Below are 21831 nucleotides of genomic sequence, written 5' to 3' on the forward strand. Positions count from 1 at the left end.
AAAGCGGCCCCAATGGCACCGACTTCCAGGAGCAGCCCGTGAAAGCCCTCGACCAACTCACTTTCGACAACCGCTTCGCCCGCCTGGGCGATGCGTTTTCTACCCAGGTGCTGCCCGAGCCCATCGCCGAGCCCCGCCTGGTGGTGGCGAGCGAGTCGGCCATGGCGCTGCTGGACCTCGACCCGGCCCAGGCCGAACTGCCTCTGTTCGCCGAACTGTTCAGCGGCCACAAGCTGTGGGACCAGGCCGACCCAAGGGCGATGGTGTACTCCGGCCACCAATTCGGCTCGTACAACCCGCGCCTGGGCGATGGCCGCGGCCTGTTGCTGGCCGAGGTCCTGAACGACGCCAATCAGCACTGGGACCTGCACCTCAAGGGGGCCGGCCAGACGCCGTACTCGCGCATGGGCGACGGCCGCGCCGTGCTGCGCTCATCGATCCGCGAGTTCCTCGCCTCCGAAGCCCTGCACGCCCTGCACATTCCCACTAGCCGCGCGCTGTGCGTCATCGGCTCGAGCACCCCGGTATGGCGCGAAACACGTGAAAGCGCGGCCATGCTTACCCGCGTGGCGCAGAGCCACGTACGCTTCGGTCATTTCGAGTATTTCTACTACACCAAGCAGCCTGAGCAGCAACGGGTGCTGCTAGACCACGTCTTGCAACAGCACTACGCCGAGTGCGGCACCGCCGAGCAACCTTACCTGGCGATGTTCCGCACCATCGTCGAGCGCAATGCCGACCTGATCGCCCGCTGGCAGGCCTATGGCTTCTGCCACGGGGTCATGAATACCGACAACATGTCGATCCTCGGCATTACCTTCGACTTCGGCCCGTACGCCTTCCTCGACGACTTCGACGCCAATGTCATCTGCAACCACTCCGACGACCGTGGCCGGTACAGCTACGCCAACCAGGTGCCCATCGCCCACTGGAACCTCAGCGCGCTGGCCCAGGCGCTGACCACGGTGGTCGAGGTGGAGCCGTTGAAGCAGGCGTTGAGCCTGTTCCTGCCACTGTACCAGGCCCATTACCTGGACCTGATGCGCAGGCGCCTGGGCCTAACCACGGCCGAGGATGACGACATGGCGCTGGTCGAGCGCCTGCTGCAGTGCATGCAGCGCGGTGGTGTGGACTACAACCTGTTCTTCCGCCGGCTGGGCGAGCAACCGGTGGCCGAAGCGTTGAAGGTGGTTCGCAATGACTTCATCGACCTGGCCGGCTTCGATGCCTGGGGCGCCGATTACCTGGCCCGGTGCGAGCGTGAAGCCGGTAATGCCGAGGGGCGCCGCGAACGCATGCATGCAGTGAACCCGTTGTACGTGCTGCGCAACTACCTGGCGCAGAAAGCCATCGAGGCAGCTGAAACGGGGGATTACAGTGAAGTGCGGCGGCTGCACCAGGTGCTGAGCAACCCCTTCGAGGAGCAACCCGGGATGCAGGCCTACGCCGAGCGCCCACCGGAATGGGGCAAGCACCTGGAAATCAGCTGCTCTTCCTGATTGGCGCTTTACCCCTGTGGGAGCGGCCTTGTGTCGCGATGGGCTGCCAAGCAGCCCCAATAACCTCGAGGAACCAACATGTCCGAACCACTGGTCATCCCCTGCCCCCACTGCAACGGCCTCAACCGCTTGCCTGCCGAGCGCCTGGGCGACGCGCCGAAATGCGGCCGCTGCAAACAGCAGGTGCTGCTGAGCGCCCCTTTCGAACTCACCGAAGCCAGCTACGCCAGCCAAATCAAAGGCGACCTACCGCTGCTGGTGGATGTCTGGGCCGACTGGTGCGGCCCGTGCAAATCGTTCGCCCCCACCTTCGAACAAGCCGCCCGCCAACTGTCCGGCCGCTGCCGCCTGGCCAAGCTCGACAGCGAAGCCAACCGCAACCTGGCCGGGCAACTGGGCATCCGCTCGATCCCCAGCCTGCTGCTGTTCAAGAACGGCCGCGAAGTCAGCCGTCAGGCCGGGGCGTTTCCACTCCAGTCGTTGTTGGAGTGGGTGCGCAGCCAGGGGGTTTAGTTTTCAAGCGCTTGCCAGCAGCGACTCATAGGGAATGCGAAGGCCATCATGCAGGCGCTTGATCATGGAAAGGCTCAGCCCGCGCTTCCCGCTCAGTACTCCCGAAACTCGCCCGCTTGGACCGATGTACGGTTCAAGATCTCTTGGCGTGAGCCCCTGCTGATCCATACAAAACTTGATAGCCTCGATGGGATTGGCGGGGTGAATGGGATAGTGCCTGTTCTCGTACACTTCGATCAGTGTCACAAGCACTTCCATTTCATCAGCCTCAGGCGTGCCCGCTTCAGACTGAAAAATGGCTTCAAGGCGCTGGAATGCTGCTCGAAGATCGTCCTCGTTACGAATCGGCTTAATATTCACAGATTGTCTCCACGTCAATCTCGTCATAGCGCTTGTGCGTACCGACGAACTTCACCCAGGCGATACCGGCGCGGTATTGCATCTCAACCACAAGCCGGTACTTGTTACCCCCAATAAGGAAGCGGGCTAGATACCTACTCGCTGCGCTCCAGCAAATCATGCAACTCGACAAACTGCTGTGTCAGCTTGTGCCTGGGCTCCAGATGAATCAGCGGCAGGCTGGCGTGGTGCGATTCACGCATCTTCACCGAGCTGCCAAGGTACACCGGCAGCACCGGAAGCCCTTCGGCCAGCAGTTCGTCGAGCATCTGCTGCGGCAGGCTGGCACGCGACTGGAACTGGTTGACCACGATGCCTTCGACTACGAGGTCTTCGTTATGGTCTTCCTTGAGGTCTTCAATTTCGGCCAGCAGGCCATACAGGGCCTGGCGCGAAAAGCTGTCGCAGTCGAAGGGAATCAGCACACGGTCAGCCGCGATCAGCGCCGAAACCGCATAAAAATTAAGCGCCGGCGGGGTGTCGATATAGATCCGCTCGTAATCCTCGTCCAGCTCATCGAGCAGCTTACGCAGCTTGTTGATCTTGTGCTTGGCCTCGAGCTTGGGCTGCAGGTCGGCCAGTTCAGGCGTTGCAGTCACCACATGCAGGTTGTCGAACGGGGTTTCATAGATATCCACCTTGTTCTTCTTGCTGAAGGGCCCGCTGGACAGGCTCTGCTTGAAGAAATCGGCGATACCCATGGGGATATCCTCACCCGTCAGCCCAGTGAGGTACTGTGTCGAGTTGGCCTGGGCATCCAGGTCGATCAGCAGGGTCCGGTAGCCTTCATTGGCACTGACCGCCGCCAGGTTGCAGGCGATGCTCGACTTGCCCACGCCACCTTTCTGATTGAACACCACGCGCCGCATGGTTGACCTCCGTGTTTCAACGAATGCCCGAGTATGTGGCGGTGTCGCCGCCATGGCCAGTGCCATTCGCCTGAAGCAGCTGCGCAAACGCCTTGGCCATGGCCGACCCGCCGCCTTCGCGCTGCACCAGCCACACCGCGGTCATCGCCCCCTCGTCGAGCAAGGTGCGGTACACCACCCCTTCGATACGCATGCGCTGGAACGAGGCCGGCAGCACCGACACCCCCAACCCCGCCGACACCAGGCCGATGATGGTCATCGCCTCCCCTGCCTCCTGGGCAAAATGCGGGCTGAACCCGGCCTGCCGCGCCAGGCTCAGCAACTGCGCATGCAAGCCGCTGCCATAGCTGCGCGGGAAGAATACGAACGGCTCATGGGCCAGCGCCGCCATGTGCACGCCTTGCCCGCTGGCTTCGGCCAGCGGGTGTGAGGCATTGATCACCGCCACCAGTGGCTCGCGGAACAGCTCGGTGGCCAGCAACCCTTCCGGCAGCGGCATTGGCCGCATCAGGCCGACTTCGATGGACTCATCGAACACCCCTTCGGCAACATCGCGGCTGCTCATTTCCTTGAGGTTCAGGTGCACTGCGGGGAAGCGCTGGCGAAAGGCATGAATGGCCTTGGGGATCTTCGATGTGAACGGGGCCGAGGAGGTAAAGCCGATCTTCATCTCGCCCAATTCACCCAGTTGTGCACGCCGCGCCACATCCGCCGCCTTCTCCACCTGCGCCAGCACCTGGCGCGCCTCGCCCAGGAACAGCCGGCCTGCCTCGCTCAGCTCGACCCGGCGGTTGGTGCGCTCGAACAAGCGCGCCCCCAGCTCCTGTTCCAGCGCCTGGATCTGCTGGCTCAGCGGCGGTTGCGAAATGCCCAGTTGCTGGGCGGCGCGGCCGAAGTGCAGCTCTTCTGCCACGGCAATGAAATAACGCAGATGGCGCAGTTCCATGGGTTGCTCCAAACAAGTCGCAAAACATCTCAAATAGGTCGAACAATATATTGGATCTAATCATTAGCCAGCTATATGCTTTTTTCATTGCACCAGAGGTACCCGCCGTGAAAACTGCTGTAGCCGCGCAGCCCATCGAACTCGAACCTGCCACCTTGACCGACATGTGGATCGAAAAAGGCACCCCCGCCTTCATGAAGACCGTGCTGGCCCTGTTCAGCGGCGGCTTCGCCACCTTCGCCCTGCTGTATTGCGTACAGCCGATGATGCCGTTGCTGTCTAAAGAATTCGCCATCAACGCCGCACAGAGCAGCTTGGTGCTGTCGGTGTCGACCGCGATGCTGGCGTTCGGCCTGCTTGTCACCGGCCCGATCTCGGACCGCATCGGCCGTAAGCCGGTGATGGTGTTCGCCCTGGTGTGCGCCGCGCTCTCCACCCTGGCCAGCGCGGTGATGCCGAGCTGGGAACTGGTGCTGGCCACCCGCGCACTGGTCGGCCTGTCGCTGAGCGGCCTGGCAGCAGTGGCCATGACCTACCTGAGCGAAGAGATCCACCCCCAGCACATTGGCCTGGCCATGGGTTTGTACATCGGCGGCAACGCCATTGGCGGCATGAGCGGGCGGCTGATCACTGGCGTGTTGATCGACTTCGTTAGCTGGCACACAGCCATGCTGACCATCGGTGGCCTGGCCCTGGGCGCCGCCTTGGTGTTCTGGAAGGTGCTGCCGGAGTCACGCAATTTCCGCCCGCAGACGATGAGCCCGCGCAGCCTGCTGGACGGGTTCGTCATGCATTTCAAGGATGCCGGCCTGCCCTGGCTGTTCCTGGAGGCCTTCCTGCTGATGGGTGCCTTCGTCACCCTGTTCAACTACATCGGCTACCGCCTGCTGGCCGAGCCCTACCACATGAACCAGGCGCTGGTCGGCTTGCTGTCGGTGGTGTACCTGTCCGGCATCTACAGCTCGGCGCAGGTCGGCGCCTTGGCGGACAAGCTGGGCCGACGCAAGGTGTTCTGGGCCAGCATCGTGGTCATGGCGTGTGGTTTGCTGATGACCCTGGCCAGCCCACTGGCCATGGTGATCGTGGGCATGCTGGTGTTCACCTTCGGCTTCTTTGGCGCGCACTCGGTGGCCAGCAGCTGGATCGGCCGGCGGGCGCTGAAGGCCAAAGGGCAGGCGTCGTCGCTGTACCTGTTCAGCTATTACGCCGGCTCGAGCGTGGCCGGTACGGCGGGCGGGGTCTTCTGGCACCAATGGGGCTGGAATGGCATCGGCCTGTTCATAGGCAGCTTGCTGGCAGTGGCGTTGCTGGTGGCGCTACACCTGAGCAAGTTGCCACCGAAGTCGGGGTGAGGCATTCGCGGGCACGCCCGCGAACTGGCCCGGGGATCAGTTGATGATTTCGACGATATCCACATCCACTTCACGGCTCATCAGGTGTTTCTCCACCTCACCGGTCAGCTTGACCTTGGTCTTGTCGTTGAACGGCGTCGGTGGCAGGTCTTCATCATCGATTTCCACGGTGATGGTGCCGGTGTTGTCCTTGAATTCGTATTTGTCGTCGTTGTTGATCTTCTTGGTGACGAAGCCCTGCAGCACCACCGGCGTGTCATCGGCGGCATCGTTCGCAGCGGCCACGGTGGTTACTGCTTGCGCACCCGGGCCGGTATAGCCGGCAGCCAGGGCAGCAGTGCTGAACAGCGGGGCGAGGATCAGGGCAAGGTAACGGGTTTTCATGGAGGCAGGTCCTGTTTCGGTTTGGATGGGAACAGCCTACCGAAGCTGGCTGAATCCAATCTTAATCGCCCCAGGCTTCGTCCAGTTCCAGCGCCAGCTGCACCTGCAACTGCTCGCCAGTCACCTGTAGCTGCACACTGCGCAGCTGTGCGCCGTCACGTTCCAGCGTGTGCAGCCAGCTCAGCACTGCCGCGGGCTGGCCTTCGAGGCTGACGTCGAGCTGCGTGGCCCGAGCCTGCAGCGCGATAATGCGCAACCCGGCGGCCAAGGCACGCTCATTGAGCGCGGCGGGCGTCAGTGCCCGCACCGCTTCGCGCCCCCCGACCGGCGCTGACGCCACCTGCTGCAACTGCCCGGCCAGCTCCAGCGCCTGCCCATGGGCAAGCTCGGCCTGCAGCGAGCGCTGCTTGCCAGGCACCCAGGCCAGTTGCCAGAGCGCCAGCATGGCCACACCCCATAGCGTGACCCTGATCAGTGCCCGGCGAGTGGCAGGTAGCGTTTGCCATTGGCGCACAAGGGCCTGCTCAAACCTGCGCTTCATCGAGTCCCGCTCCAGGTCAGGGTTGCCTGCACCCCTTGGGCGGTCTGCCGGGCCTGGTCCACCAGCACGGCAGGGGCCAGCAGGCGCAAGCGCTCAAGGTCATCGAACCCTAGGGCCAGCACATCCATACGCCACCCTTGCGCCGGGCTGAACGCAGCCCGCTCGAGGGTGATGTTCCCGGTTTCCACCAGCGGCTGCGCGACGGCCGCCAGGCCTTCCATGCGGGTGGTCGCACGAGGGCCGGCCTGCAACGCCCTGACGCGCACCGCCAGGTCACCGGTGACGGGCTGCCCGGGCGCCCACCGCTGGAATGCCTGAACGTTTTCGGCATGCTGTTGAGCCACGCGCTGCAACAGCCCCTCGACACGCCAATGATCGGCCACGCACAGCATGGCGAAGCCTAGCAGCACTGCGCCCGCCAACGCCGACCAGGGTAACGCCAGGCGCTGACGGCGGAATGGCCCCTGGCGCAGGTCCAGCGCCTTGGCTCGCCCTTGCAGCAAGGTCTGGAAGGCATTGTCGACCCTGTGGTTGACCAGCGGTTGCCCGCCATCGGCAGCGGCGGCCTGCCAGGCCATCGGCGGCAATTGCCGCGCCACGATTTCGGCTGCCTGGGGCGTGGCGACCAGCCACGGCCCACCACCGCCGCCCACCAGCCAGCGCCCATCAAGCCACAGTGCACTGGGCTGCTCGCCACCCAGCAGGTCGGCGTCGACATGGACCGCGGCCGGGTCGATACCCAGGGTTTGCAACAAGGCCAAGACATTGCGCAGCACCTGACGCTCTATCACCAGCGCACGGCGGTGCCCTTGCATATCAGCTGCGGCAAAAACCAGGTGCACCGATTCCAGCGCCGCTGCCAACTGCTCTTCGGCGGCGTAGGCCAATGCTTCAGGCTTCGGCCGCTTGCCTGGCACGGGGCCGATTTCGCAACTGCCGAGCATTTCCATCGGCAAGACAAGGATCACAGGGCCGGCCAGGGTCGCCCCGAGCGCGTCCAGACGCGTCTTGCGCACGCTGCCATCGGCTGCTCGCAGCCACACCGGCCATTGCGCATCGCCCGCCGCAACGCCCGCGGGCAATAGGTACAGCCAGGTTTCACTCATCTGCTCTTCGCTCCCGCATTGCAGTAAACACACGCCGCACCACACGAACCTGGTGCGTGTTCAAGTCGATCTCCAGGTCGCTGTACAGGTACATGCGCCTCCCCGCCTGCTGAGCCTGCACCTCAAGGCGAAACCAGCGGCTGGTCACGGCAAGCCCGCGCCGGTTCACGCCCACGCCTTCCAATTGCGCAGAGGCCAGAAAACGCTCCACGGTCGGGTAGCCCGCCTCGGGGCGTTGCCGTATGAGGTCGGCGGCCACCGCTGGCGACAACTCCGCCAGTGCTGCCAACAGGCGTGCCGGGGCCGTGTTGATGTTGAGCCGCGCCTCCTTGGGCAACACCACTACCCAAGGCTGCAAACGCGCCATCACCTCGGCAGTGACGCCCGGCAGGGCCCGCAACTGGGTAGGGTCCAGCAGCGGCTGGCCCGCCAGCGCCTCCAAGGCCGGCGGCGCCACCTGCAATGCATGGCACAGGCGCTGCCAGCGCTCGATCAGCAAAGGGTCGGGCGTTTTACCTGCGGTCAGGGCGCCGAGGTTGAAGCGCCCCGCGAGGTCCTCCAGTTGTAGCTGCACCCGGCCTTCACCCAGGGTCAACACACGGGGTTGGCCCCAGCCCTGCCGCCCGTGGGTCACCTGCAGGATCTCCCCTACCTCACCCCGCAGGCTCGCAAGCGCCTGTTGTTCGCCGGCTTGCGCCAGGCGCAACAGGCGCGTGGCATCGAGCTGCTGGGCAACACCGCCAAGCAGCAGGCGATGGCTGTGCAACATGCCGGCTACCAATAACGTCAGCAGCGCCATCACCAGCAGCACGGTAATCAGCGCCAGCCCCTTCTGCCGTTGACGCTTCACTGGCTGGCCCCGCCAAGCGGCAGTACCCGCCGAATCTGCGCCAAGCGCCGGGTGGACAGGGTCACCTCCAGCGCCTGCGGTGGCAGGGCCCGGCGCTGGGCCATTGGCCAATGCGCCTGCCAGCCGCTACCGGGTACATGCAGGCGCCACTGCAGTTCGCCCACACCTTCGAGCAAACGCTGCGGGCGCGGCTGGCCCTGCCCCTGGGTGCGCCGCTGGCGCCACAGCACGCCGTCGGCGAGCCAGTATTCGACCACCCTCAGTTCGCTGCGCTTGAGCGCCTGGTGGTCGGGTTCGCGGGTCAGCCAATGGGCCCGGTCGCCGTTCAGCAGGATGCCGTAACCGCCCTTGCCCAGGCTCGCCGGCAGATACCCTTGCAAGGCATCGCGCTGGATCAGGCTCATGGCCCTGCCCAGCGCATGCAACTGCTCGGCCTGGGCCTGGCGCGCACGCTCGGCCCGCATGACCACATCCAGCACACGCGCACTGCCCACCGCCAACAAGGCGAAGAGGGCCATGGCCAGCAGCAGTTCGATCAAGGTGAAACCGCGCTGGCGGGGCCTAGCGTGACGCATCGCTGCCCCCCTGCCACCCGGTGGCCTGGTGCAACACCTGGCGATCGGCCGCAAGGCCCACGCGCACCTGAACCTCCAGCAGGCCAGTCGCGCCCAGCCGTTGCCGGCTTTCCTGCAGCGTCCAGCGACGCTGGCCGAACATCACCTCCACACTGCGCTGGCCTGGCGCCAGGGCCGGTTGCAGGCGCATTTCCAGCAGGTGGTTGTCGGCGACCCAGCTGGCAAAAAGGCGGTCCTGCAACCCCTGCGACTGCACCAGTATGCGCTGGCTGGCCGTGCTCACCGCCACGGCCAGCACCGCGAAGATCGCCAGCGCGACCAACACCTCCAGCAGGGTGAAGCCGCGTTCAGGGCTGGAACTGCGGGGCATTGAGGCCATCGCTCGACAGGGAGACCAGGCGCACAGTGTCGGCCTCGAAATACAGGGAAAACGGCGTGTGCTCGTCATTACCGTACATCACCAGTTGCGGCGCCTTGCCAGGCACGGCGGGTGGCACTGGCAGCCCATCGATCTGCAGGCGCAGGTCCAGGCCAATATCGCGCTGCTGGCCCGCGGGCTCCCAGCTGTCACCGCGGGCCTTCAGCAGTTGATAGCCTTGCGGGTCGATTCGAATACCCAGCGCCACGCCCTCCAGCACAGCCTGTTGCCGTGCGTGTTGCACCAGTTGCAGGAACAGGTTGGCCTCCTGGCTGGCCAGGCGCTGCGGGTCGCGCCCGATACCGAGCCCCGCCATGCCCATGACGATGCTCAGCAGCAGCAGGACCAGCAGCAGTTCCAGCAGTGTGAAGCCTTGCGCGCGTGGCCGTTTCATTCAGACCAGTTACCGATATCGGCATCCATCTGTTCGCCGCCCGGCTGCCCGTCGGCACCCAGCGAGTAAAGGTCATACCCCTGGTTCGATCGGCTGCCCGGGTTCACGTACTGGTAAGGCGAGCCCCAAGGGTCGGTAGGCGTACGCTTCAGATAGCCCTGGGCACTCCAGTTGCGCGGCAATGGCGCCACGCTGGGGCGTGTTACCAAGGCGTCCAGGCCTTGCGCGGACGTTGGATAACGGCCGTTGTCCAACCGATAGATTTCCAGCGCGGTGGCGATCGACTGCAGGTCGGTGCGGGCCGCGGTCAGCTTGGCATGGTCGGGACGGCTCATCACGTTGGGCAGCACCAGTGCGCCAAGCACGCCCAAGATGATGACCACCACCATGATTTCGATGAGTGTGAAGCCACGTTGCGCGTGGCGTGTAGAACGAAGGGACATGTCAGTTGACCAGTTGGTTGAGGTTGAGGATCGGCAGCAGGATGGCCAGCACGATGAACAGCACGATGCCCCCCATCACCAGCAGCATCAGGGGTTCGCAGAGGCTCACCAGCAGCGCGATACGCCCTGCCAGTTGCCTGGCCTGGAGGTCTGCGGCACGTTCAAGCATGGTGTCCAGTTCACCGGCGCGTTCGCCGCTGGCGATCATGTGCAGCATCAGCGGTGGCAGGGTGTCGCTGCGTGTCAGGCAACTGGCCAAGGCGCTGCCCTCGGCCAGCTCGCGGGCGGCCCGCAGCAGACGCTCGCGCAGGGTGAGGTTGCCGATCACCGCCGCAGCGATGTTCATCGCTTCTACCAAGGCCACGCCGCTGCGCCCCAGGATCGCCAGGGTGCTGATGAACCGCGCCGCCTCGCTGGCCCGCGCGAATTCGCCATAACCTGGCAGGCGCAGTGCCAAGGCATGCCATCGGCTACGCCATGGCGGTTGTTGCAGGGCCCACGCGCCCAGAGCAATGCCGGCCAGCAGCAGCGTGAGCGCTGCCAGGCCGTACTGGTTGGCGGCATCGCTCAGGGCAATCAGCACTTGCGTGGCCAACGGCAGGCGCGCCTGGTCGCGGGAGAATGCCTGCACCACATCAGGCACGACATAGCCCAGCAGAAACCCCACCACCAGCAACGAGACGGCCAGCAGAATCACCGGGTAGACCATGGCCAGCTGCACTTTCTGCCGCAAGGCTTGCTCGTCCTCGCCATGCGCGGCCAAACGTTCGAGCACGTCCGCCAAGCGCCCGGAGCGCTCCGCTGCGGCCACGGTGGCCCGGTAGATGACCGGGAACGCCCGCGGGTACTGGGCCAGCGCCTGGGCCAGGGCATGGCCTTCGGCAACCCGCTCTGCCACGCCGCGCAACACCTGCCGCTCCTGGCGCCGGGTGCCTTGCTCGGCAACCGCCTGCAAGGCTTCGGTCAACGGCAGCCCGGCCTGCAGCAGAGTCGCCAGCTGGCGGGTCAGCAGCGAGCGCCGGGCCAGGCTCAAACCGCTGCGGTTCAGCACGCCCGCCAGCAGTGACCGCGGTACGGGGCGCAGTTTCAGCACCTGCCAGCCTTGCTCGCGCAAGGTTTGCCGAGCCTGACGCGCCCCCGGCGCTTCCAGCGTACCGCGCTGGCGGGCGCCCTTGGCATCCTGGGCCTGATAGCGAAACAGCGGCATGTCAGTCCTGCCCGGTCACGCGCAGCAGTTCTGCCACGCTGGTCTGCCCTTGGCAGACACGCTGAACACCGTGCTGGAACAGGCTCGGCGTGTCCTGGCGAATCAGTTCATGCATGGCGGCCTGGGATGCCTGGGTGTGGATCGCCTGAGCCAGTGCAGGCTTGACCACCACCATCTCGTGCAAGGCCAGGCGCCCACTGTAGCCCGCCTGGCATTCACTGCAGCCCTGCGCCTGGTAAAGCTGCGCGGGCAGCCCGGCAGGGTTGCCCAAGGCGCTGGCCATGGCCTGGTCCACCTCGCAGGCCACCTTGCAATGCGGGCAGAGCCGGCGTACCAGGCGCTGGGCCATCACCCCGGCCAGCGACGAAGCCAGCAGGCAGGTATCGATGCCCATGTCGGCAAGCCGCGTGATTGCCCCCAGCGCGCTGTTGGTGTGCAGGGTGGAAAGCACCAGGTGGCCCGTCAGCGACGCCTGCACCGCGATGTTGGCGGTTTCCTTGTCGCGGATTTCGCCCACCATGACCACGTCCGGGTCCTGACGCAGAATGGCGCGCAGGCCACGGGCGAAGGTCATGTCGACCTTGGGGTTGACCTGGGTTTGCCCGATGCCCGCCAGGTGGTACTCGATCGGGTCCTCCACGGTGAGGATATTCCGCGACTCCTGGTTCAGGTACGCAAGCGCGGTGTACAAGGTGGTGGTCTTGCCCGAGCCGGTTGGGCCGGTGACCAGGAAAATGCCGTGTGGCTTTTCCAGCATGCTCATGAAGCCAGCACGCACAGCCGCCGGCATCTGCATGTGGTCGATGTCCAGGCGCACGGCCTGCTTGTCCAGCAACCGCAGCACCACCCGCTCGCCATGGGTGGCAGGCAAAGTCGATACGCGCACGTCGACTTCATGGCCAGCCAGGCGCAGGCTGATGCGACCGTCCTGGGGCACGCGCTTCTCGGCGATGTCCAGGCGCGCCATGACCTTGATGCGCGAAACCAGCAGGGCAGACAGTTCCCGCGGGGGTGACAGCACTTCGCGCATGACGCCGTCGATGCGCATGCGCACGCGCAGCTGATGCTCGAAGGTTTCCAGGTGGATATCCGAGGCCCGCGAGCGCACCGCTTCGCTGAACAGGGCATTGAGCAGGCGGATGATCGGCGCATCGTCTTGCTGCTCGAGCAGGTCGCTGGTTTGCGGCAAGGCCTCGGCCAGCCGTGGCAGGTCGATTTCCTGGTCCAGGCTCTGAACGATCGATTGCGCGGCATCCTCACCCAGGCCGTAGCAACTGGCCAGGCGCTCGGCGAAGTCGGCTTCGCTCACCTGGCGCAGCGGCCAGGTATTGCCCAGCAAGCGGCAGGCTTCGGCCAGGGCGGCCAGGGAGGCGCCTTCTCGCATCAGCAGCACCGGCTCGGGCGCCTGGCGGTCGAGCAGGATCCCGTGACGCCGGGCGAAGCCGAATGGCAGCTCAGGGCTCATGGCTGTGGCACTTGCGCGCTTGGCAAGCGACGCGGCTCGAACAGGCGCTGGGCATCAGCCGGCAAAGGCGAATCATCGGCTGCGCGCACCCCGTCGTAGGCCCTGCGCCCAACCTCGACCCGCTCCGCCTGGCTACGCAGGATGGTCGGGCGCAGGAAGACCATCAGGTTGGTTTTCTCCTGAATGTCGCTGCGCCAGCGGAACAGACCGCCAAGCCACGGAATGCGGCTGAGCAACGGTACCCCACGCTCGACCTGGCGCATGCTGTCCTTGATCAGGCCGCCAATCACGATGATCTCGCCGTCGGAGGCCAGGATGGTGCTCTTGAGCGTACGCTTGTTGGTGACCAGGTCGTTCTCGGCCGTGCTCGGCGCGATTTCGGAGCTTTCCTGCTCGACCTCCAGGCGCAGGCTTTGCCCCTCATTGATGTGCGGGCGCACCTTCAGGCTGATACCGATATCCTTGCGTTCGACCGTGGTGAACGGGTTCTCCGAACCACTGCCGGGGGTAACGTAGGAGCCGGTCTTGAAGGCGACGTTCTGCCCCACCAGGATATGCGCCTCCTGGTTGTCCAGGGTCAACAGGCTTGGCGTGGACAACAGGTTGCTGCGGCGGCTGCTGGCCAAGGCCGATATCAGCGCGGCAAAACGGTCCGTGCCAATGGCCAGGGCAGCACCACCCGGCAGCTTGGCCTCCTTGCCCAGCAGGTCGGCCAGCACGGTGCCACTTTCGCTGAACGTGACCCCGCCGTTGAGCCCGCCGGTGCCCACGCCCCACTGCACACCCAACGCTTCATCGATGCTGCCGCTGACTTCGACGATTGCCGCATGGATGAGGACCTGCGCCCGTGGCTGGTCCAATTGCTGGATGATCTGCTCGACGCTGCCCAGTGTCTGCGGCTCGCCCAGCAGCACCAGCGCATTCTGGTCGGCATCGGCCTTGACCACGGCGTCGCCAGTGAGGTTGGCGCCCAAGTCACGGGTGCCCGGCGCGCCATCCAGGCGCTTGCCCACCTCACCCAGCACGTCGGCAAGCTGCTCGGCGTTACTGTGCTGCAAGCGCACCACACGCCAGTTCTGCGCGGTGGCGGGTGCCGCCACATCCAGCGAACGGGTCAGTTGTGCCAGGCGCTGCCTGGACTTGGCCGGGCCGAGGATCAGCAGGCGGCTACCGTTGGCGTCGGCCACCACCTGCACACCGCTGTCCGGCCCCCCGGCGGCCGCTTCGACCACGGCGAACACGGCCTCGGTCTGGGCGTTATGCAGGGTCACCAGCTCATAGTCGTGCCGCTGGCCGCTGTCCAGCTGCAAGACCAGGCTCTCCAAGCGTTCAAGGTTGGCTGCAGAGTCGGTCACCACCAAGGCGTTGGCCGAGCTGGAGGGGCCAATGTAGCCGCTGCTGGACACCAACGGCCGCAACAGGCCGGCCAGGTCGGCAGCGACGCTGCCCGACAAGGTAAAGACGCGGGTGGTGAACGCGGCCGGTATGGCCTCCACCTGTTGGTTGGCCCAGGCCTTGGCTTCGCTGGCCGGCAGCACCAGCAAACGGTCGCCGTCGTTCACGGCGGCAAAGCCCTGGGCATTGAGCACCGAGTAGAACAGCCGGCGTATGCCTTCACGATCCAGGGCTTCGTTGGAAAGCACCGTGATGCGCCCCTGCACGCGGGGGTCGAGGATGATGGTCTGGTCGAGGATTTCCCCCACCTCACGCACCACCTCGCGTACGTCGGCATCGCTCATCGCCAGTTGCCAGGTGGGCATTTCAGCCAGCGCCAGGGAACAGCACAGGGTCAAACAGGCGCCGAACGAGGCGCCTTGCAAATATCGCTTGAAAGTCATTGCACCTCCCGCAACAGGCGGGATGAAGGATCAGAAACCGGGCGCGGGCGAGGGGCCGCCCCCATGGGCAGAAAAACGCTGGGGCCAGGGGTAGCCAACGCCACGACTTCCTCGCGGCCGTCGACCCACAGCATGATGGAGCGCACATCGATACGGCGCAGCACACCGTGGCCCGCAATCCGCTCACCCACCCGGTAGACAGCCTCGCCCCCAGCGCTTTTCACCAACGCCCGCGCCCCGCCCTGGCTGGATACGAAGCAGGCCTTGAGCGTGATGTCCGCCCGGCTAGACCGCTGGCGCTCAGGCTGAAAGCCGAATGCCAAGGCCAGGGCGGTCGTCGAGAACGGTTGCTCCGGGGCGGCTGCCATGACCAGCGCCGGAGCCGGCAACAGCGGGGGCGCAGTTAACGGATACAGCCGTTCCCGCGCTATCAGCCCGGCAAGCGTTACCAGCACCAGCGCCAGCCAGATCACATGCGATGAGCGCCTCATCCGAATCAGGGCAGCATGCGCCGCAGTACACGGCGCCCGGCCAGCTCATGCAGCACCACGGCGCCAATGTGCACCGACACGCCCAGGGCCAGCAGCAGGCACGCGCAGATGTGGACCTTGAACCACAGGCCGTGCCAGAACGGTTCGCTCAACAGCGGCGCGAGGGTGAACCAGCCGAACACGTCGATGGGCCGGTCCATCATCAATACGCCGGACAGCAGCACGATCGCGGTGGTCCAGTACAAACCTTCATGGACAAGATGGGCGATCCGCTCGCCCCTGGCTGCACCCTCCAGGCTGCCGGGTTTGAACAGGGTCCGCCGCAGCAGCCAGCGCAGCAGGAATATCGGGATGAACAGGGTGGTCATGGCCACGTTGACGAACGCAACCAAGTGAAACGTGGTCGGGGTGACACTCAGGTGCGCCACGTAGAAGCCGCTGAGCAGTACCCAAATGATGACCAAGGCAGAGACCCAGTGCAGGAGGATCTGCTGCCAGGCATATTTTCGTGCTTGCATAAACAGTACTCGAAGGGCCTGGCCCCCCGTCGAGGGGCCAGGTGTGCTGCATTACTTCTCGGTCCAGGCCATGTTCCAGTGAGAGCCGGTACCTGGCTCGAACTGGGCGGCATTGGCGGAGTACTGCACGCAGTAACCCGAGTTCGGGAAGGGCTGGCACTCGTAGACCTTGCCATTCTTGGGCTGCAGTACCTTGGTGCCGGCCTGGTAGCTCGACAGCGACTCCGGGAAGACAAAGTCGTACGACCCGTCACCCGACGCCTTGAGCTGGACCGTGCGCTCATCCTGCAGCAGCTCGCGCTCGCGCTTGTCCACGCCGACGACCTTGAGGGTGTGCTCACCCGGCACGCTGGCGACGTTCAAGGCGAACGGCGCGCTGCCGTTGACCAGTTGCCGTGCGTAGGCGACCTGCTTGTTGCTGGCGTCGAACAGCCGCGCCGATACGGTCAAGGCCTTGTTGGTCATGACGGTAAAGTCCACGCTACCCTGGCCATCAGCGATGGTGTACTCAGGTTTGACATCATGCAGGTGCAGGGTGGCGGGCTCACCGGCAGCGGCCTTGAAGTCGAGGATGTAGTTGGTCAGGCCACTTTCGGCTTTGGCGAAGATGCTGTTGGAGCCCTGGACAGGCTCGATGTTGCCGTCGGCATCCATTTGCCCGGCACGGACCAGCGTCTGGGTTTCGTTGATCTGCCTGGCGAGCTTGTAAGCCCAGTTGGCAGCGATACCTTCTTCGGCGTTGTCGATGGTGACGCTCACATGGTGCGACGGACGCTCGCCATTGGCATCGAATGCGCGGGCCGTCACCTGGTCGCCCACTTCAAGGTCTCGGCTGGCGCTGATCTCGGCCAGGCGCGGCCATTCGGGCGCAGGCCCGCCGTCGAGTTGAATATCGACGTCAGCCACGCTATGGAAGGCCTTGTCGGTATCCCCCACTTTCCAGACACCCAGGATCACGTGCTGGCCTGCACGGTCGGCTGGCAAGGTGCAGCTATGCTTGGGGTTGGTGCCAGTGCCGCTGGCAGGCACCTGGTTGTTGCCATCGACTACACAGAACGGCGCGTCGTCGAACGAGGCGCGGCTCAGTGCGGTATTGGGGTTCCAGTCGGCTTTGGTTATGAAGTATTCCCACGTGGTTACCGGGTGCGGCGCCTGGTAATGCCAGTCGAACTGAATGTTCCGGTCAACGATGGGGGTCAGATGCCAGCGGTTGGCCGACTGCTCGTCGAGGGCACCGAAATCGCCACGGACACCACCGCTGGCAATTTTCCCATCAACAGGGCCGGCCGCCGGGAAACGCCCAATGGCCTCACCGACCGACCACGGTTCGTACTGAGCGCCGCCACAGTTGCTGTTCAGGTTCTTGTGGTTGGCATGGCACAGCGCTGCACGTGAAGGCGGGTCAGCCAGATGGCCGTGTGCCTGAGCAACCTGAACCTGCAAACCTGCACCTGCGATAGCCATCCACACACCGGTGGCAACAACGCTTCTGCGCAGGGTTTTTCTTGTATTCATCACGAACTCCGAAGGTTGAATGCAAAAGGGCACATTCACTTGCGGCGAATGTGCCCTCTGCTCAAGGGAGGTCGGACATTAGAAGAAACATCTGTGCCTATATGTAGGAATACGGCTGAACGTTCGACACATTTTCTGAAATGCACGGCAGCGGCAGCCACAGGCTCCCCAAACCCTGGTTCGGGGAGCCTGGAAACTCAAACGTGGTATTGCGCCGACAGCTCGTGCACCGCGTTGATGAACACGCCTGCGTGCTCCGGGTCGACTTCCGGGGTGATGCCGTGGCCCAGGTTGAACACGTGGCCGTTGCCGTGGCCGTAGCTGGCCAGGATGCGCGCCACTTCCTGGCGGATGGCCTCTGGCTTGGCGTACAGCACGGTCGGGTCCATGTTGCCCTGCAAGGCCACCTTGTCGCCCACACGGCGACGGGCGTCGCCAATGTCACAGGTCCAGTCCAGGCCCAGGGCATCGGCACCGGCCTCGGCGATGCTTTCAAGCCACAGGCCACCGTTCTTGGTGAACAGGATGACCGGCACCTTGCGCCCTTCATGCTCGCGGATCAGGCCGCTGACGATCTTGCGCATGTAGGCGAGGGAGAACTCCTGGTAGGCCGCCGCTGACAGGTTGCCGCCCCAGGTGTCGAAGATCTGCACGGCCTGGGCACCGGCAAGGATCTGCCCGTTGAGGTAGCTGGTCACCGACTGGGCCAACTTGTCCAGCAGCAGGTGCAGCGCTTGCGGGTTGTCATAGGCCATGGCCTTGGTCTTGCGGAAGTCCTTCGACGACCCGCCTTCGACCATGTAGGTGGCCAGGGTCCAGGGGCTACCGGAAAAACCGATGAGCGGAACGCGGCCGTTGAGTTCGCGGCGGATGGTGCTGACCGCATCCATCACGTAGCCCAGGTCTTTTTGCGGGTCGGGAACCGGCAGGGCTTCGATATCGGCCGGGGTACTGACGACCTTCCTGAAACGCGGGCCTTCGCCGGTTTCGAAGTACAGGCCCAGGCCCATGGCATCGGGGATGGTGAGGATGTCGGAGAACAGGATCGCCGCGTCCAGCGGGTAGCGGTCCAGCGGCTGCAAGGTAACCTCGCAGGCGAACTGCGGGTTCATGCACAGGCTCATGAAATCGCCTGCCTTGGCACGGCTGGCGCGGTACTCCGGCAGGTAGCGCCCGGCCTGGCGCATCATCCACACCGGGGTGACGTCTACGGGTTGCTTGAGCAGTGCACGCAGGAAACGATCGTTCTTCAGGGCAGTCATGTCGGCATCCGGAAAAATAGTGCGGGCATTTTCTCAGACGCCAGCGCAAAAGGCACGGCCATGGCCATGCGTTTTGTCTATTGGATGCCACAGATCAAGCGTTTTTGTATACAAAAGCTTCGCGGGCACGCCCGCTCCCACAGGTTCTGCGCCGAACCCTGTGGCAGCGGGCGTGCCCGCGAACAGGTCGAGAATCAGACTTCCAGGTAGTCCAGGATACCCTCAGCAGCAGTGCGCCCTTCGAAGATCGCCGTCACCACCAGGTCCGAACCGCGCACCATGTCGCCACCGGCAAACACTTTCGGGTTGCTGGTCTGGTGCTTGAACTTGCCCTTCTCCGGCGCCACCACACGGCCCTGGCTGTCCAGCTGGATGTCATGCTGCTCGAACCACGGCGCCGGGCTTGGGCGGAAGCCAAAGGCGATCACCACGGCATCGGCCGGCAGGATTTCCTCGGAACCCGGAATCGGCTCGGGGCTGCGACGGCCACGGGCATCCGGCTCGCCCAGGCGGGTTTCGACCACCTTCACACCCTCGACCTTGTCCTCGCCGACAATGGCGATGGGTTGGCGGTTGTAGAGGAACTTCACGCCTTCTTCCTTGGCGTTCTTCACCTCTTTGCGCGAACCCGGCATGTTGGCTTCGTCACGGCGATAGGCGCAGGTCACTGCCTTGGCACCCTGGCGGATCGAGGTACGGTTGCAGTCCATGGCAGTGTCGCCACCGCCCAGCACCACAACCTTCTTGCCCTGCATGTCGATGAAGTCTTCAGGCGACTTCTCGAAGCCCAGGTTGCGGTTGACGTTGGCAATCAGGAAGTCCAGCGCGTCATGCACGCCAGGCAGGTCCTCACCCGGGAAGCCACCCTTCATGTAGGTGTAGGTACCCATGCCCATGAACACTGCGTCGTACTCGGCGAGCAGTTGTTCCATGGTCACGTCCTTGCCCACCTCGGTATTGAGGCGGAACTCGATACCCATGCCGGTGAACACTTCGCGGCGGTTGCTGAGCACGCTCTTTTCCAGCTTGAACTCGGGAATACCGAAGGTCAGCAGGCCACCGATTTCCGGGTTCTTGTCGAATACCACCGGGGTAACCCCGGCGCGCACCAGCACGTCGGCGCAGCCCAGGCCCGCTGGGCCGGCGCCAATGATGGCGACGCGCTTGCCGGTGGGCTTGACCTTGGACATGTCCGGGCGCCAGCCCATGGCAAAGGCGGTATCGGTGATGTACTTCTCCACCGAGCCGATGGTCACCGCGCCAAAGCCGTCGTTCAGGGTGCAGGCACCCTCGCACAGGCGGTCTTGCGGGCACACCCGGCCGCACACTTCGGGCAGGGTGTTGGTCTGGTGCGACAGCTCCGCCGCCGCCAGGATGTTGCCTTCGGAAACCAGCTTCAACCAGTTGGGGATGAAGTTGTGCACCGGGCACTTCCACTCGCAGTACGGGTTACCGCAGCCCAGGCAACGGTGCGCCTGCTCCACGGACTGCTGCGGCTTGAACGGCTCGTAGATTTCCACGAACTCTTTCTTGCGCTGGCGCAGCAGCTTTTTCTTCGGGTCCTTGCGGCCCACTTCGATGAACTGGAAGTCGTTGTTCAGACGTTCAGCCATTTTTCAAAACCTCTTTACAGCAGCTGCAAGCTACACGCTGCAAACTGCAAGACGATCACTTAAGCCGGGCAAACCTCGTGCTGCTTCTGCGTGCAGCTTGAGGCTTGCCACTTGCAGCTGTTGTTACTGCGGGTTGGCGCGAGTGCTGGACAGCAGTTGCTTCAGGTTGGCTGCCTTGGGCTTGACCAGCCAGAAGCGCCGCACGTAGTCGTCCAGGTTCTCCGAGAGCTCACGCCCCCACTCGCTGCCGGTCTCCTCCACATACTCGGCAAGGACCCGCGCCAGATGGCTGCGGTAAGCTTCCATGGCTTCCCCACTGATACGCTGGATTTCCACCAGCTCGTGGTTGAGCTTGTCGACGAAGCTGTTGTCCATGTCGAGCACGTAGGCGAAGCCGCCAGTCATGCCAGAACCGAAGTTGTAACCGGTGTTGCCCAGCACGCAGACAAAGCCGCCGGTCATGTATTCACAGCAGTGATCGCCGGTACCCTCGACAACAGCGTGGGCGCCGGAGTTACGGACAGCGAAGCGCTCGCCGGCAGTACCGGCGGCAAACAGTTTGCCGCCAGTGGCACCGTACAGGCAGGTGTTGCCGAGGATGGCGCTGTCCTGGGTGGCGAACGGGCTGCCAGCAGGCGGCACGATGGTGAGTTTGCCACCGGTCATGCCCTTGCCGACGTAGTCGTTGGCGTCGCCTTCCAGGTGCAGGTTCAGGCCACCGGCGTTCCACACACCGAAGCTCTGGCCCGCGGTCCCTTTGAAGCGGAACGTGATCGGCGCCGCGGCCATGCCCTGGTTGCCGTGCAGGCGGGCGATCTCGCCCGATACACGCGCACCGATGGAACGGTCGCAGTTGCAGATGTCGAGGCTGAACTCGCCACCGGCCTGGTCACGAATGGCCGGCATGGCCATTTCCACCATCTTCTCGGCCAGGTGGCCTTCGTCGAACGGCGGGTTCCTGTCGACTTCGCAGAACTGTGGCTTGTCTGCCGGAATGTGCGAGCTGCCCAGCAGCGGCGACAGGTCCAGGTACCGCTGACGCTCGGTGTCGCCTGGCAGCACGTCGAGCAGGTCGGTACGGCCGATCAGTTCGCCGAGGCTGCGCACGCCCAGCTTGGCCAGCCACTCACGGGTTTCTTCGGCGACGAAGGTGAAGAAATTGATCACCATGTCGACGGTGCCGATGTAGTGGTCCTTGCGCAGCTTGTCATTCTGCGTGGCTACGCCGGTCGCGCAGTTGTTCAGGTGGCAGATGCGCAGGTACTTGCAGCCCAAGGCGATCATGGGCGCGGTGCCAAAGCCGAAGCTTTCGGCGCCGAGGATGGCAGCCTTGATCACGTCCAGGCCGGTTTTCAGGCCACCGTCGGTCTGTACCCGCACCTTGCCGCGCAGGTCGTTGCCGCGCAGGGTCTGGTGGGTTTCGGCCAGGCCCAGTTCCCACGGGGCGCCGGCGTACTTGATCGAGGTCAGCGGCGACGCACCGGTACCACCGTCATAGCCGGAAATGGTGATCAGGTCGGCATAAGCCTTGGCCACACCGGCGGCAATGGTGCCCACGCCGGCCTCTGCCACCAGCTTGACCGACACCAGGGCCTGCGGGTTGACCTGCTTGAGGTCGTAGATCAGCTGGGCC

At 64.4% G+C, this 21831-nt stretch carries 23 protein-coding genes and 1 pseudogene; 3 read left to right on the plus strand and 21 right to left on the minus strand.

What is annotated here, in order from left to right; translation table 11 throughout:
* Positions 1–38: 38 nt before the first annotated feature.
* Both selO and trxC read left to right on the plus strand, forming a co-directional pair.
* Positions 39–1499: a protein adenylyltransferase SelO gene (gene selO / locus APH30_RS08605; protein WP_054912257.1), complete on the plus strand. Its 1461-nt coding sequence runs from the start codon at positions 39–41 to the stop codon at positions 1497–1499.
* Positions 1500–1577: 78 nt separating this feature from the next.
* Positions 1578–2012, plus strand: coding sequence for a thioredoxin TrxC (trxC, locus tag APH30_RS08610; protein WP_054912243.1), 435 nt, complete (start codon positions 1578–1580; stop codon positions 2010–2012).
* Between the two features lie 3 nt (positions 2013–2015).
* Here trxC and APH30_RS08615 read toward each other — a convergent pair whose 3' ends face one another.
* The 4 genes and pseudogenes from APH30_RS08615 to APH30_RS08625 form a co-directional block, all read right to left on the minus strand.
* On the minus strand, positions 2016–2372 hold the full coding sequence (locus APH30_RS08615) for a type II toxin-antitoxin system HigA family antitoxin (protein ID WP_054912244.1): 357 nt from the start codon (positions 2370–2372) through the stop codon (positions 2016–2018).
* Positions 2362–2493 (minus strand): annotated as a pseudogene (locus APH30_RS27710) (type II toxin-antitoxin system HigB family toxin); the annotation flags it as partial. The pseudogene APH30_RS27710 and the gene APH30_RS08615, both read right to left, overlap by 11 nt.
* Before the next feature lie 13 nt (positions 2494–2506).
* The gene (locus tag APH30_RS08620; RefSeq protein ID WP_054912245.1) at positions 2507–3280 is read right to left on the minus strand and encodes a ParA family protein; all 774 of its coding nucleotides are present in this window, start codon (positions 3278–3280) and stop codon (positions 2507–2509) included.
* A 16-nt stretch (positions 3281–3296) separates the two neighbouring features.
* Positions 3297–4226: a LysR family transcriptional regulator gene (locus APH30_RS08625; RefSeq protein WP_054912246.1), complete on the minus strand. Its 930-nt coding sequence runs from the start codon at positions 4224–4226 to the stop codon at positions 3297–3299.
* Between the two features lie 107 nt (positions 4227–4333).
* Here APH30_RS08625 and APH30_RS08630 point away from each other — a divergent pair, with 107 nt between their 5' ends.
* The gene (locus APH30_RS08630; protein WP_029885849.1) at positions 4334–5578 is read left to right on the plus strand and encodes an MFS transporter; all 1245 of its coding nucleotides are present in this window, start codon (positions 4334–4336) and stop codon (positions 5576–5578) included.
* A 36-nt stretch (positions 5579–5614) separates the two neighbouring features.
* Here APH30_RS08630 and APH30_RS08635 read toward each other — a convergent pair whose 3' ends face one another.
* The 17 genes from APH30_RS08635 to APH30_RS08715 form a co-directional block, all read right to left on the minus strand.
* On the minus strand, positions 5615–5962 hold the full coding sequence (locus APH30_RS08635; protein WP_047149598.1) for a YgiW/YdeI family stress tolerance OB fold protein: 348 nt from the start codon (positions 5960–5962) through the stop codon (positions 5615–5617).
* A 61-nt stretch (positions 5963–6023) separates the two neighbouring features.
* Positions 6024–6503: a hypothetical protein gene (locus APH30_RS08640; RefSeq protein WP_054912247.1), complete on the minus strand. Its 480-nt coding sequence runs from the start codon at positions 6501–6503 to the stop codon at positions 6024–6026.
* On the minus strand, positions 6500–7609 hold the full coding sequence (gene gspL, locus APH30_RS08645) for a type II secretion system protein GspL (protein WP_054912248.1): 1110 nt from the start codon (positions 7607–7609) through the stop codon (positions 6500–6502). Before gspL ends, APH30_RS08640 begins: the two co-directional genes overlap by 4 nt.
* Positions 7602–8459 (minus strand): general secretion pathway protein GspK, encoded by an 858-nt coding sequence (locus tag APH30_RS08650; protein WP_054912249.1) that lies wholly within the window; start codon positions 8457–8459, stop codon positions 7602–7604. The genes gspL and APH30_RS08650 overlap by 8 nt, the downstream gene beginning before the upstream one ends.
* Positions 8456–9034 (minus strand): type II secretion system minor pseudopilin GspJ, encoded by a 579-nt coding sequence (gene gspJ, locus APH30_RS08655; RefSeq protein ID WP_054912250.1) that lies wholly within the window; start codon positions 9032–9034, stop codon positions 8456–8458. The genes APH30_RS08650 and gspJ overlap by 4 nt, the downstream gene beginning before the upstream one ends.
* Positions 9021–9404 (minus strand): type II secretion system minor pseudopilin GspI, encoded by a 384-nt coding sequence (gene gspI, locus APH30_RS08660; RefSeq protein ID WP_054912251.1) that lies wholly within the window; start codon positions 9402–9404, stop codon positions 9021–9023. Before gspI ends, gspJ begins: the two co-directional genes overlap by 14 nt.
* Positions 9382–9846 (minus strand): type II secretion system minor pseudopilin GspH, encoded by a 465-nt coding sequence (gspH, locus tag APH30_RS08665; protein ID WP_054904614.1) that lies wholly within the window; start codon positions 9844–9846, stop codon positions 9382–9384. Before gspH ends, gspI begins: the two co-directional genes overlap by 23 nt.
* Positions 9843–10289 (minus strand): type II secretion system major pseudopilin GspG, encoded by a 447-nt coding sequence (gene gspG / locus APH30_RS08670; RefSeq protein WP_054912252.1) that lies wholly within the window; start codon positions 10287–10289, stop codon positions 9843–9845. The genes gspH and gspG overlap by 4 nt, the downstream gene beginning before the upstream one ends.
* 1 nt (position 10290) lies before the next feature.
* Positions 10291–11496, minus strand: coding sequence for a type II secretion system inner membrane protein GspF (gspF, locus tag APH30_RS08675; protein ID WP_054912253.1), 1206 nt, complete (start codon positions 11494–11496; stop codon positions 10291–10293).
* A gap of 1 nt (position 11497) precedes the next feature.
* A complete protein-coding gene (gene gspE, locus APH30_RS08680) occupies positions 11498–12961 on the minus strand; it encodes a type II secretion system ATPase GspE (RefSeq protein ID WP_054912254.1) in 1464 nt (487 codons plus the stop codon).
* Positions 12958–14799: a type II secretion system secretin GspD gene (gspD, locus tag APH30_RS08685; RefSeq protein WP_054912255.1), complete on the minus strand. Its 1842-nt coding sequence runs from the start codon at positions 14797–14799 to the stop codon at positions 12958–12960. Before gspD ends, gspE begins: the two co-directional genes overlap by 4 nt.
* Entirely contained in the window at positions 14796–15290 is a 495-nt protein-coding gene (locus APH30_RS08690; protein ID WP_054912256.1) for a type II secretion system protein N, read from the minus strand. The genes gspD and APH30_RS08690 overlap by 4 nt, the downstream gene beginning before the upstream one ends.
* Positions 15291–15295: 5 nt before the next feature.
* Positions 15296–15808: a cytochrome b gene (locus APH30_RS08695; protein WP_009684962.1), complete on the minus strand. Its 513-nt coding sequence runs from the start codon at positions 15806–15808 to the stop codon at positions 15296–15298.
* Positions 15809–15859: 51 nt separating this feature from the next.
* On the minus strand, positions 15860–17323 hold the full coding sequence (gene gbpA, locus APH30_RS08700; RefSeq protein ID WP_029886143.1) for an N-acetylglucosamine-binding protein GbpA: 1464 nt from the start codon (positions 17321–17323) through the stop codon (positions 15860–15862).
* Between the two features lie 197 nt (positions 17324–17520).
* Positions 17521–18585: a uroporphyrinogen decarboxylase gene (gene hemE, locus APH30_RS08705; RefSeq protein WP_054904621.1), complete on the minus strand. Its 1065-nt coding sequence runs from the start codon at positions 18583–18585 to the stop codon at positions 17521–17523.
* 194 nt (positions 18586–18779) lie between these two features.
* Positions 18780–20198, minus strand: a complete 1419-nt coding sequence (locus APH30_RS08710) for an FAD-dependent oxidoreductase (RefSeq protein WP_009684959.1) — start codon at positions 20196–20198, stop codon at positions 18780–18782.
* 123 nt (positions 20199–20321) lie between these two features.
* Positions 20322–21831, minus strand: a 1510-nt coding sequence (locus tag APH30_RS08715) for a glutamate synthase-related protein (protein ID WP_256221976.1), incomplete at its 5' end; no start/stop codon positions are given.

Origin of the sequence: Pseudomonas sp. NBRC 111127 (genome assembly GCF_001320345.1) — a bacterium.
Lineage (GTDB): Bacteria > Pseudomonadota > Gammaproteobacteria > Pseudomonadales > Pseudomonadaceae > Aquipseudomonas > Aquipseudomonas juntendi.